Here is an 11,494-nt window from a genome sequence, read left to right on the forward strand (position 1 = left end):
CGGCGGACCGCCAGGACGACGAGCCCCGGGCCCGCACCGCACCCGTGGCGTGAAGAAACGACCCGGTGACACCCGATGGTCACCGGCGACGGAGGAGAAGGAGAAGAACGCCCCGGGAGAGCGGAGCGCACGATGCCCCGCCGGAGCGATTCCGGCGGGCACGGGGCGCCGGGGAGCCCCGTGCCCGGCCGGTCAGTCCGTCCGCGCCGCGGGGGCCGACGGAACGTAGCCGAGGTCCTTGTCGACGACGTTCAGCAGCGGCTCGCCCGCCTCCCAGCGGTCGAAGTTGTCCAGGAACTGCTCCGCGAGATCGTTGCGCCAGCCGATCGTGTCACCGCTCATGTGCGGCGAGACGAGCAGCCCGGGCACGTCCCAGAGCCTGCTGTCGGCGGGCAGCGGCTCCTCGGCGAACACGTCCAGCGCGGCTCCCCGGATGTGGTGCTTGAGCAGCGCGTCCACCAGGTCGTCCTCGACCACGTGCGCCCCCCGCCCGACGTTCACGAAGTGCGCTTCGGGCTTCATCCGCGCAAACATCGCTGCGTCGAACATGCCCGTCGACTCCTGGGTCAGCGGTGCGACGCACACGACCCAGTCGGAGTCGCCGAGCAGGCCGGGCAGCGAGTCCGTGCTGTGCACGCGCCCGAATTCGGGGTCGCCGTCCCGTGCAGTCCGGCCGACGAGGTCCACTTTGACACCGAGTGCCAGTAGAGCGCGCCCGATTTCCCGGCCGATTGGACCGGAACCGACGACTGTCGCCCGACTTCCTCCCACGCGGAATGTCTCTCGGTGCCGCCAGCGGCGCTGTCGTTGCAATTCCCAGGTGCCACGGAAGTCCTTGGCCATGGCCAGCACGAGGCCGAGGACGTATTCGGCGATGGGGCGGTCGAACACGCCCCGTGCATTCGTGATGACGGTCTCGCGACCGTCGGCCAGCTCCGGCAGCAGCCGGTCCACGCCGGCGCTCGGGGTGTGTACCCAGCGTGGCCGGGGGTCGTCGCCCGGCCAGGCGTCGCGTACCGCGTCGGAGAGGAAGTCCCAGACCAACAGGACGTCGGCCTCGGGAAGTTGGTCGGCGAGCGTCTTCTCGTCGGCATGCACGACGCGTGCGCGCCCCGCGAGTCGGTCGAGCCGGGGAAGCGGCTCGGCATCGAGGACAAGAACGCAGGTTTCGGACATAGGCAGGAAACCGTTTCGAAACGCAGGGACGGTTGGCTGAAGGAGTGAGCCGGGAGGGACGGGAACCAGCCTCAGATGGCGGGATTGACCACGGTAGGGAGCAGAAACTACCTTCGTCAACAAAGACATCTGTCCCGGCGTCCCGGCTTCTGACCGGCTTTGCTTTTCCTCTGACTTCCCTTGACTCAGGGGCCTTCTGGCCATGAGCCTTCCCCTCCGTTCTTATGGGGTCCGAAATGGACGTCTCCTTCCTCGGCGGACCGTTGCCGCAGCGCGGCGTGGGAATCGTCGCTCCCTTCGACTTCGCACTGGACCGTGAACTCTGGCGTTGGGTGCCGGACGACGTGTCCCTGCACCTGACCCGCACCCCCTTCGTCCCTGTAGAGGTCAGCCTCGACCTCGCACGCCTGGTCAGCGAGCACGAGACGCTGCGCGAGGCGACCCGTGCGCTGTGCGCCGTGGCCCCGGAAGTCGTGGCCTACGCCTGCACATCGGGCAGTTTCGTGGGCGGCACGGCCGGTGAACGCGCCATGGCCACCGCCATGGCGGACGCCGGCGAGATGCCGGCCCTGACCACCTCGGGTGCGATGCTGGACGCGCTGCGTGAGATCGACGCACGGCGCATCGCGATCGTCACCCCCTACACCAAGTCGGTCACCGACTCCCTGGAGGACTACCTGGACGAGGCCGGAATCGGCATCACCGGGCGCTGCTACATGGGGCTCACCCGGGAGATCTGGCGGGTGGCCTACCGGGACGTCGTCGACATGGCCCGAGAAGCGGTGGTGGACGCGCCCGACGCGCTGTTCATCTCCTGCACCAACCTCCCGACCTACGACGTCATCCCGCAGCTGGAGGCCGAGCTGCGGATGCCGGTGCTCTCCGCGAACCAGGTCACCATGTGGGCGGCCCTGCGCGCGGTCGGCAAGCAGGCCGTCGGCCCCTACCAGGCGCTCCTCGACCCGGTCGCACGGCGCGGCCCGGCCGCCATGACGTCCACCACCGGCACCCAGCCCGTGGCGCACGAGGCGGACGGACTCGTCGAGCCCGAGGAGCAGCAGGTCGGCCACGAGCCGGAGGCGGCGCTGGCGGGAGCGGGCACCGAGCCCGGCGACCCGCTGGAGGGCACCCCCGACCTCGGCTACGGGCATCCCGGGCTCCCGGAGGAGTGGGGCAGCGGCCCCCAGCCCCCGGCCTGACCCTTCCCCGCCCGTACGGCCTCCCGTACGGGCTCTCTCCCCCCGTACGGCCCGCCGTGCGGACCCCTGTACGGCCCGCCGTACGAACCAACCGCCGTACCGCCACCGGCAGTACGGCGGTCCCGCACGCATGCGAGCACTCGCAGCACACCACACCGCACCACACCTTTGAGCACGCACAGGAGGCGTAGATGGCACAGGCGGCATCGGCACCGGCGGTCGGATTCCTCTACCCCGGCCACTCGGCCGAGGACGACTACCCGAGGCTGGAGCGGATCCTCGCCGAGGCGGGCGCCGAGGTACGGCTGCCGCTCGTGCACACCGACATCGGCGAGGACGCCCACCGGGTGGACGCCCTGCTGGAGATGGGCTCCGCGGCCCGGCTCGCCGCGAAGGTCGAGGAGGTCAAGGGCCAGGACATCCAGGCCGTCGTGTGGGCCTGCACCAGCGCCAGCTTCGTCTTCGGCTGGGACGGCGCCCACGAGCAGGTCCGGGAGCTGGGAGAGACGGCGGGGCTCCCCGCCTCCAGCACCTCCTTCGCCTTCGCGCACGCGGTCCGCGACCTCGGTGTCGAACGCGTCAGCATCGCGGCGACCTATCCGGAGGACGTCGCCGAGCTGTTCACCGGCTTCCTCAAGGCCGCGGGCGCCGAGGTGATCGCCATGCGCGGCAGCGGCATCATCACCGCCGCCGAGGTCGGCACCTGGGGCGAGGAGGAGGTGCTGGCGCTGGCCCGCGGCGGCGACCACCCCGACGCGCAGGCCGTGCTGCTGCCGGACACCGCCCTGCACACCGCCGCCCACATCCCCGCCCTGGAGGCCGAGCTGGGCAAGCCCGTCCTCACGGCCAACCAGGTCACCGCCAAGGAGGGGCTGCGGCTGCTGGACCGCAAGGTGCACTGCCCGGCGCTGGGCGCGCTCTTCTTCTGACCGGCGCGGCCCCGTCCGCGCTCCCGGTCCCCGGTACCGAAACGGCCGCCGGGGAGCGGGACGCGGCGGGCCGGGCGCCCCGGCTCCCGGCGCGGTGTCCGCCGCTCCCGCGGGGCCCGGCGGGCGGTCTGCCGCACCCCGGGAAGACAGCGGCCTTCCGGCGCGTTGTACCGGCTCGTGGCCCGCGGACCCCGGCACGGGGCGCGCGGGCCCCCGCACCGGAACGCAGGAGGAAGGCGAAGCCATCGTGAGCCAGCCAGGCGAGGACGCACAGCACCAGGATCCGACGACCGGTATCCGGGGCGAGGCGCGGGGCGAGGCCCCCGTACCCCTCTCCGTCCTCGACCTGGTCAACGTGGGCGAGGGGTACACGGCGCGGGAAGCGCTGGCGACCTCCACCCGGATGGCGGCCCTCGCCGACGCCCGCGGCTTCACCCGCTACTGGGTGGCCGAACACCACTCCATGCCCGGCGTCGCCAGTTCCTCGCCCGCGGTCATCCTGGCCCATCTGGCCTCCCACACCCGCCGCGTCCGGCTGGGCTCGGGCGGTGTGATGCTGCCCAACCACGCGCCGTTGGTGATCGCCGAGCAGTTCGGCACGCTGGAGGCGCTGGCGCCGGGGCGGATCGACCTGGGGCTGGGCCGGGCACCGGGCACCGACGGTGCGACGGCCGCCGCGCTGCGGCGCACCGAGAAGCTGCGCGAGGGCGCGGACGACTTCCCGCAGCAGCTTGCCGAACTGGTCCGGTTCCTGGACGACGACTTCCCCGACGGCCACCGCTACGCCCGCATCCACGCCGTGCCCGGACCCGTGCAGACCCGCGGTACCGGGGCGGACGGCGCCGCGCACCGGCCGCCGGTGTGGCTGCTGGGCTCCTCCGGATTCAGCGCCCGGCTCGCGGGGCAGCTGGGGCTCCCGTTCGCCTTCGCGCACCACTTCTCGGCCGCCAACACGCTTCCGGCCCTGGAGCTCTACCGCGAGACGTTCCGTCCCTCGGCGGTGCTGGCCGAGCCGTACGCGCTGATCGGCGCCGCCGCGCTGGCCGCCGAGGACGAGAAGGAGGCCCGCCGTCAGGTGCTGACGGGCGCCCTGTCCATGGTGCGGCTGCGGACCGGACGGCCCGGACTGATCCCCACCCCGGAGGAGGCCGAGGCGTATCCGTTCAGTCCCGTGGAGCGCGACTTCGTGGAGAGCTGGCTGGGCAACGTCACCTACGGCACCCCCGACGCCGTGCGGGCCGGTCTCGACGCGCTGGTCGAGCGGACCGGCGCCGACGAGCTGATGCTCACCGCCAACGCGCACACCCCCGAGGCCCGTGCCCGGTCGCTGGAACTGATAGCCGACGCCTACCGGCTCCCCTGACCGGCTGCGCCGGTTCCGGAGGAGCCGCCCCCGGTTCCGGGTGGCGCGCTCCCGGAACCGGCTTCCGGAGGACTACGCGCTGCCTGCCTCCGGGGGCGACCACGCCAGCAGCTCGGCGATCCGGTCGGCCGCCATGGGTTTGGCGTAGTGCCAGCCCTGGCCCGTGTCGCAGCCGATCCGGCGGAGGCGCTCGGCCTGCGCCGGGCCCTCCACGCACTCGGCGGTGACGGTCAGGCCCAGCTTGTGCGCGAGTTGGACCAGTGCCGTCACGATCGTCTCGTCCGCGGGGTTCTGGTGCCGTGCCGTGCGGAAGCCGCGGACGAAGGTGCCGTCCAGCTTGAGCGCGCGCACCGGGAGGCGGCTGAGGTAGGCCAGGTTGGAGTAGCCGGTGCCGAAGTCGTCGATGGCGATGCGCACCCCCGTCTCCGAGAGCGCCTGCAGCGCCTGGAGGGGGCGCCCGGCCGACCCCATCACCGCCGACTCGGTCAGCTCCAGCTGGAGCAGCCCGGCGGGCAGCCCGGTCTCCTCCAGAATCTCGGCCACGTCCCGCACCAGGTCGGAGTCCCACACCTGGCGCACCGCCACGTTGACACTCACGTACAGCGGCGGTCCCGCGTGCTCCCGCATCCAGCGCCGCGCCTGCCGGCAGGACTCCTCCAGCACCCAGCGGCCCAGCGGCACGATGGCGCCGTTCTCCTCCGCGAGGCCGATGAACCGGTCCGGGCTGAGCATTCCGAACTGCGGATGCTGCCAGCGCACCAGCGCCTCGACCCCGCGCAGCCGGTCGTCGGCGAAGCCCACGATCGGCTGGTACTCCAGCACGAACTCGCCCCGCTCCACGGCCCGGCGCAGGGTGGAGGAGAGGGATTGCCGGGTCATCCGGTGGGCGTTGCGCTCCGGGTCGAAGAGCGTCCAGCGGGCCTTGCCGTCGGCCTTGGCCCAGTACAGCGTGGTGTCGGCCGCCTGCATCAGCTCGGTGGGCGTGGTGCCGGCCGTCTCCCGTTCGACGACTCCGATGCTGGCCGAGACCGACAGCCGCTGCCCCGCCAGGTCGAACGGCCGCTGAAGGGTGGTCAGGACGGACTGGGCGAGCTGGGTGAGCTGCTCGGTGCCGGTGGATGACTCGACCAGCAGCGCGAACTCGTCGCCGCCGAGCCGGGCCACCAGATGGCCGCCGCCGTCCTCCCCGCCCGCCTCGGCGCACAGGGTCAGCCGCTGTGCCACCGCGTCCAGCAGGCTGTCGCCGATCCGGTGGCCGAGGGTGTCGTTGACGGCTTTGAAGCCGTCCAGGTCGAGGTAGCACAGCCCGGTCCGGCCCGTCGCCGAGTCGGCCAGCGCTCCGGCCAGCCGCTCGAAGAAGAGGGTGCGGTTGGGCAGCCTGGTGACCGGGTCGTGCATCTGCAGATGCCGCAGCCGCTCCTGGAGGTCGCGGCGCTCGCTGATGTCCGCGATGGACAGCAGCGCCTCGCCGCCCCGGGCGGTGGGGGTCACCGTGATCTCGGCCCAGAGGGTGTGGCCGTCGGCGTGCTTGAGCCTGCGGGTGCAGGACATCCGGTCGGTACGGCCCTGCAGCGCCTCGTGGTAGGCGCTGCGCACCCGTCCGTCCAGGCCGAGCCCGGCCAGCTCGGCGATGGGCCGTGCGGTCAGCCGGTGCGGCGCGGCGCCCAGCAGGATTCCCAGCGCCCGGTTGGCCGTCAGCACCCGGCCGTTGGGGTCGACGATGGCCATCGGCAACTGCGCCGCGTGGAAGGCGGCCCGGAAGTCGCTCTCGTTGTGCCCGTGGTGTGCGCGCAGTCGCCAGCGCTTGTGGCTACTTTCCGTGATGGTCTGGGGTTGGGTTACGAGGGCTTCGCCGGAGTCTTTGCCCGGTCCTTCGAGGGGTCCGTTCACCGATCGCTCCGCGGGGGGCTCGTCTCGTGCGGATCGGTCGGCCGGCTGCCCGTGGGCCGCCCAGGGGAGGATCCGCGCTGGAAATGTGCCGATCATAGAGGTTGGCGCAAGAGCGGAGCCAGTGTCTCCGCTCGGGCTTCCGGTCGGCCGGGGGGCCGGGGGCCGGGCATGGGCGCAGGGGTGACCGTTTCTGCATCGGTCCTGAGTGTGCCCTGATCACTATCGACCGCCCATTACGAAGAGTAGTCATACTGCGGTTGACTCGTCCGGTCTATCGAAACAGCGCATCACCGGACATACGGCGCGAATCTGAGGAAGGTCCATCCGTCCTCTTCCGGTGAGGTCTTCGCGTGGCGCGTGCGTCTGTACCCGACGGAGTGGCTCCGCGCCGTCCCGGGCGCGGCGCGGACTCCCTGAGGCCCGGTGTCCGGCACCGGGTGGGAGCCGTGCTCATGGCGCTGACCGCCTTCATGGGGGTCGGTCTCGTGGCCGGGCCCGTGCAGGCCGTCGCGGTGGGCATGCCGTGCGCCCTGCCGCGCACGGATGCGCACCACTCGCTGGGTCTGGACACCTGGAACGCCTCCTATCCGCGCCCCGAGGGGACGCTCGACGCCGCCCTTCTCTTTCTCTCTTTCCCCGATGCGACCCCGATGGCCACCCCTCGCGAGCTTGTGAATGACCATTTCCCTGCTACATCAGACTTTTTCAAGCGGGCGAGTTACGGAAAGTTCCGCTTGCGACCGCGTCCGATCGACCGCTGGATCCGGATGCCCCGCCCCGCGGCGGAGTACGACATACAGCGGGACTGGCGCGCTGACCTGCGCAGCTCCTACCTCCGCGACGCCGTTGCCGCGGCCGACCCACGGGTGGACTTCGGCCGCTACGACGTCGTCTACCTGATCGCAGACCCGGACGCCCCGGGAGTGGATCCCGATGCGACAAAAGTGGTCAACCTCAATGAGCCGCTGCACGCGGACGGGGTGGAGCTCGACCGCATCGTCACCGTGTTCGAACAGAGTCCACCCGACCGCAATGTCCTGGCCCACGAGACCGGGCACCTCTTCGATCTGCCCGACCTCTACCAGCGCCCCGCCGACGGCAAGGCGGACTGGGACACCAGGGTCGGGGACTGGGACCTGATGGGAAGCCAGTTCGGACTCGCGCCCGAGCCGTTCGGCTGGCACAAGTGGAAGCTCGGCTGGCTGGGCCGGTCCAACGTGGCCTGCATCCCGACGACCGGCGACGCGGCCCGGCAGCAGGCCCACGCGGAGTCGCCCCGGACCCGCTACACCCTGCGGCCCCTGACGGCCCCCGCGCACCGCGCGCGGGCCCGCCACGAGGTGCGCCGCCCGGCTGCGGCCGGGGCGCCGACCGCACCCGAGCACGTGGACCCGGCGACGGGCGCGGACGGAGTCCGGCTCCTCGTCCTGCGGACCGGCGCGCACCGGGCCCTGGTCATGGAGATCCGCGAGCGCGCGGGCAACGACGCGGGGGCCTGCTCCGAGGGGCTGCTGATCTACCGGGTGAGCAGTGACACCCCCTCCACACACGGCCCCGTGGAGGTCGTCGACGGCCATCCGGGGACATCCCGCTGCCGCGAGACCTCCGTGCACAGCCAGCTCGCCGACGCGCCGCTCGGCGTGGGCGAGAGCTGGTCCGACCCCCGGGACGCCCTCCGTGTCGAGGTCACCGCACGCACCCCGGACGGCGACTGGGAACTGCGCGTGGTCAGGGAGTGACGAGCCGCGCGCTGCGGGCGGCCCGGGGCCGGTGGGCGGGGAGCGGGCCGCCCGGGGCCGGACGGCGGCGGCACTTCGGGCGCCGGGGCCCGCGGGTCAGTCGCACAGCTCGGCCGACCGGTGCGCCTGGGCGAGCCGGCGCAGCGCGGCCAGCAGCGCGTCGCCCAGGATGTTGCCCAGGATCACCGCCTCGGCCATCGCGTCGGCGTCCGGGCGCTTCCGGACGATCTCCAGATCGGTGGCGGCCACGGCGTCCGCGGCGCGCGCGTAGGTGTCGAGCTGGTCGGCGAAGTCGTCCTGGCCCAGCCTCCGCAGCGCGCCCAGCACCCGCGCCGCGGCGGCCAGGGCCGGAGCGTGCTCCTCGACCTGCCAGCCCTGTCGTGCGACCAGGGCCCGGATCTCGGCGAGCGCCTCGCGCTGTCCCGGCTCCTCGGGGTGGGCCGGCCCCGTCCGGGCGGCCGGGACGGTCTGCCGGGCGGCGCCCAGCACCTTGCGGCGGCCGCTCTGCGGGCTGTCGAGCGCGGCGACGACATCGCGGGCGGCGGCGACCGAGAGCCCGCCCACCTCCAGCAGGGCGCGGATGAGGCGCAGCCTGGTCACGTGCTGCTCGTCGTACCGCGCCTGGTTGCGACCGGTGCGCTCGCCGGGCGCCAGCAGCGACTCCCGTACGTAGTACTTGATCGTCGGTGCGGGCACTCCGCTGAGTCGACTCAGCTCCGCAATGCGCATCGGTTTCCCTTCTCCGCTCTGCACGGGGGCCATGTGCACCTTCTCCCACCCTTGATAGATAGTCCAACTATCGGGAGTGGGGCTGCTCGCTGTCCGCGGCGGAGCTGCTCGCTGTCCGCGGTGTCCGGTCCCGGGCCTGCCGGTGCCGGGCCGACTGCATGCACGTCGAAGGCCCCCCGCTTCCGCGAGGGGCCTTCGACTGTCTGTGCGCCGCCAGGGACTCGAACCCCGGACCCGCTGATTAAGAGTCAGCTGCTCTAACCAACTGAGCTAGCGGCGCCTGCTGACGTCGTAGACCTTAGCACCACGATCCGGTGAAGCGAAAATCGATATTCCGCACGCCCCCTTCCCGACCTGCGGCGCCCGGGACCGGAGGCCCCGACGGGGGCCCGGGAGGGGACTCGGGACGGGGGCCCGGGAGGGGGCCCGGGACGGAAGGGGCCGCCCGGCCGAGGCACACAACCGGTCGCACCGCCCGGACAGCCGTTCCCCGGCCGCCGACGGTCCGCCGACGCCCCTCGCGCGTCCCCGGCACATCGCCGGGAAGGCTCACTGCCGACCGGGCGGCCGGGTGCCCGGCACCCGGTCCCGCAGCAGATCCTGGCCGAACTGGATCATCTTTCGGGCGTACTCCTCGCTCCAGCCGCCCCGGTCCGCGATCGCCTCGTCCGGCAGCTTGTCGAAGCGCTTGGGGTCGGCGAGCTGCGCGGCCGCCGACGCCTGGTACTCCTGCGCCCGGTCGGCGGCCGCACGGAACGCGTGCACCAGCTCCGTCGCCCGGTCCAGCAGCTCCTTGGGATCGGTGAGCGACTCCAGGCCGAAGAAGTGCTCGTCGTCGGGCGCCGCCTCGGCCGGCTCGAACAGCAGCGGTGCCGGTCGGCGGTGCAGCGGACCGCCCCCGCTCCCCCCGCCGGACGAGCGCGAGGGGTCCGGAGCCGAGTGCGGCTCAGCCATGTACATACCTCCAAGGTGGTGGGCCGCCCTCCATTGTGCGCTCCGCACCCCCGCCCCCGCACGGCCCGCGGAAGCGGCCGCTCCGGCGCACCGGGGCCCGCGCGGTCACTCCTCCCGCACCCGGTGCCGGGCCAGGTGCGCCAGCACCGCCTGATGGGCCTCCCAGCCGTCCGGAGCGGGCGCCGCGGCGCCGAGCTGCACCGGTTCGGTCGCCGGATGGTCGTCCAGCAGCGCGGCGACACCCGCCCGGCACACCACCACGCACGCGTGCCGGTGCCGCGACGCCAGCACGCACAGCCGTCCCGTCTCCAGATGGAAGTCGGTCGCGTCCGGCCGCCCGGACAGCGGGTGCAGTACGACGGTGACGTCGAACTCCCGCCCCTGGAGCCGGTTGGCCGTGTCGACGGTGACCCGCGCCGCGGCGTCGCCCCCGGCCACCCCGCCCGGCGCCGCCAGCGCCGCCCGGACCGCCGCCGCCTGGTCCCGGTGCGCCGTGCCCACCGCGATCCGGTCGGCGGACAGCGGCGAGCCCGGGTCGCCGTCGCCGTGCTTCTCGCCGCGGGTGCGGCCCTCCCGCTCCAGCATCCGGTGCACCAGCCGCGCGACCGCCGCGACGGCCTCCGGATCCGTCCGGGGCGTACGGGCCGCAGGCAGCTCCAGCAGGCCCCAACCGGCCCCGGCGGCCTCGTCCAGCACCGCGTCCAGCGGCGAGCCGTCGGCCGGCTCGGTGAAGGCGAGCCGCCGCTCGCCGGGTCCGGTCCCGCTGCGGAACGGCGTGTACGGGTAGAACGCGTCCGACACCAGCTCGGCGGCCGAGGCGGGCAGCCGCCAGGAGACCGGCAGCCGGTGCTGCGGCAGCCCGGGGTTGTGCGCCAGCAGCGTGCCGACCGCACCGGCGGAAGGGTCGTGCGCCTGGCCCGCCCACTGCTCGACCCCGACCTGGCTGAACGGATCGAGCTGCCCCGGATCGCCCACGAACAGCGCCCGCTCGAACAGCCCGGCCACGGCCAGCAGCGCGTCCGAACGCATCTGGTACGCCTCGTCGACGATCGCGTACCGCCACGGCTCCTCAGGCGCCACCCACGCCCACTTCGCCGCGGTGGAGACGACCACCTCCAGCCCGGCCAGATCCGCGGGCTTTGCGGAGGGCCGCACCGAGGGGTGCCGGTCCAGCATCGGGTCGTAGGGCTTGGGCTCACTGCTGTGCAGCCGTCCCACCGGCAGCTCCGGGTCGGCCGTCGCCAGCCGGTCCACCAGGTCGTCCACCTGCGCGTTGGTCTGCGCGACGACCATCAGCGGATGCCCGGCCGCGGCCAGCTCGCGCGCCGCCCGCACCACGAGGGTGGACTTGCCCGCGCCGGGCGGCGAGTTCACCACCACCCCCCGGTGCGCGCCCCCCAGCGTGTCGGCCAGGATCGCCTCGGTGGCCGCGGCGGCGGCCCGGCCCGGGTCGGCCGCGCCCTCCGCGACCGCGTCCGCCGCCTGCCGCGGACGGCCCGGCTGCTCCACCAGCGC

Annotated in this window: 9 protein-coding genes and 1 tRNA gene; 4 read left to right on the top strand and 6 right to left on the bottom strand. The window is 73.3% G+C overall.

Annotated features, from left to right (window positions below):
• Positions 1-192: 192 nt before the first annotated feature.
• Positions 193-1,176: a D-2-hydroxyacid dehydrogenase gene (locus tag ACFYNS_RS18060; protein WP_388603780.1), complete on the bottom strand. Its 984-nt coding sequence runs from the start codon at positions 1,174-1,176 to the stop codon at positions 193-195.
• A gap of 236 nt (positions 1,177-1,412) precedes the next feature.
• On the opposite strand from ACFYNS_RS18060, the gene ACFYNS_RS18065 reads away from it, so the two are divergent.
• The 3 genes from ACFYNS_RS18065 to ACFYNS_RS18075 all read left to right on the top strand — a co-directional run bounded on the left by ACFYNS_RS18065 (position 1,413) and on the right by ACFYNS_RS18075 (position 4,667).
• Entirely contained in the window at positions 1,413-2,375 is a 963-nt protein-coding gene (locus ACFYNS_RS18065) for a decarboxylase (RefSeq protein WP_360296491.1), read from the top strand.
• Between the two features lie 191 nt (positions 2,376-2,566).
• Positions 2,567-3,304 (top strand): decarboxylase, encoded by a 738-nt coding sequence (locus ACFYNS_RS18070; RefSeq protein ID WP_360296494.1) that lies wholly within the window; start codon positions 2,567-2,569, stop codon positions 3,302-3,304.
• Positions 3,305-3,551: 247 nt separating this feature from the next.
• Positions 3,552-4,667: an LLM class flavin-dependent oxidoreductase gene (locus ACFYNS_RS18075; RefSeq protein WP_360296497.1), complete on the top strand. Its 1,116-nt coding sequence runs from the start codon at positions 3,552-3,554 to the stop codon at positions 4,665-4,667.
• A 72-nt stretch (positions 4,668-4,739) separates the two neighbouring features.
• Here the strand turns inward: ACFYNS_RS18075 and ACFYNS_RS18080 are convergent, their stop codons facing one another.
• Complete coding sequence (locus ACFYNS_RS18080; RefSeq protein ID WP_388603783.1) at positions 4,740-6,557, bottom strand: putative bifunctional diguanylate cyclase/phosphodiesterase; 1,818 nt, start codon at positions 6,555-6,557, stop codon at positions 4,740-4,742.
• Between the two features lie 452 nt (positions 6,558-7,009).
• On the opposite strand from ACFYNS_RS18080, the gene ACFYNS_RS18085 reads away from it, so the two are divergent.
• Positions 7,010-8,296 carry a M6 family metalloprotease domain-containing protein gene (locus tag ACFYNS_RS18085; RefSeq protein ID WP_360296500.1) on the top strand — a complete coding sequence of 429 codons (1,287 nt, stop codon included), beginning with the start codon at positions 7,010-7,012 and terminating at the stop codon, positions 8,294-8,296.
• 96 nt (positions 8,297-8,392) lie between these two features.
• Here ACFYNS_RS18085 and ACFYNS_RS18090 read toward each other — a convergent pair whose 3' ends face one another.
• From ACFYNS_RS18090 to ACFYNS_RS18105, 4 genes are all read right to left on the bottom strand, one after another.
• Positions 8,393-9,025 carry a MerR family transcriptional regulator gene (locus ACFYNS_RS18090; RefSeq protein ID WP_360296502.1) on the bottom strand — a complete coding sequence of 211 codons (633 nt, stop codon included), beginning with the start codon at positions 9,023-9,025 and terminating at the stop codon, positions 8,393-8,395.
• 206 nt (positions 9,026-9,231) lie between these two features.
• Positions 9,232-9,305, bottom strand: a tRNA-Lys gene (locus ACFYNS_RS18095).
• A 269-nt stretch (positions 9,306-9,574) separates the two neighbouring features.
• A complete protein-coding gene (locus tag ACFYNS_RS18100) occupies positions 9,575-9,979 on the bottom strand; it encodes a hypothetical protein (RefSeq protein ID WP_360296505.1) in 405 nt (134 codons plus the stop codon).
• A gap of 105 nt (positions 9,980-10,084) precedes the next feature.
• Positions 10,085-11,491, bottom strand: a complete 1,407-nt coding sequence (locus tag ACFYNS_RS18105) for an AAA domain-containing protein (protein ID WP_388603910.1) — start codon at positions 11,489-11,491, stop codon at positions 10,085-10,087.
• Between the last annotated feature and the right edge of the window lie 3 nt (positions 11,492-11,494).

Origin of the sequence: Streptomyces sp. NPDC006925 (assembly GCF_042869575.1) — a bacterium.
Classification (GTDB): Bacteria; Actinomycetota; Actinomycetes; order Streptomycetales; family Streptomycetaceae; genus Streptomyces.

Excerpts from the sequence above, each read along its gene's own strand:
- ACFYNS_RS18090 (WP_360296502.1), bottom strand. The coding sequence starts at position 9,025 with ATGCGCATTGCGGAGCTGAGTCGACTCAGCGGAGTGCCCGCACCGACG.
- ACFYNS_RS18085 (WP_360296500.1), top strand. The coding sequence starts at position 7,010 with ATGGCGCTGACCGCCTTCATGGGGGTCGGTCTCGTGGCCGGGCCCGTG.
- ACFYNS_RS18100 (WP_360296505.1), bottom strand. The coding sequence starts at position 9,979 with ATGGCTGAGCCGCACTCGGCTCCGGACCCCTCGCGCTCGTCCGGCGGG.
- ACFYNS_RS18065 (WP_360296491.1), top strand. The coding sequence starts at position 1,413 with ATGGACGTCTCCTTCCTCGGCGGACCGTTGCCGCAGCGCGGCGTGGGA.
- ACFYNS_RS18070 (WP_360296494.1), top strand. The coding sequence starts at position 2,567 with ATGGCACAGGCGGCATCGGCACCGGCGGTCGGATTCCTCTACCCCGGC.
- ACFYNS_RS18060 (WP_388603780.1), bottom strand. The coding sequence starts at position 1,176 with ATGTCCGAAACCTGCGTTCTTGTCCTCGATGCCGAGCCGCTTCCCCGG.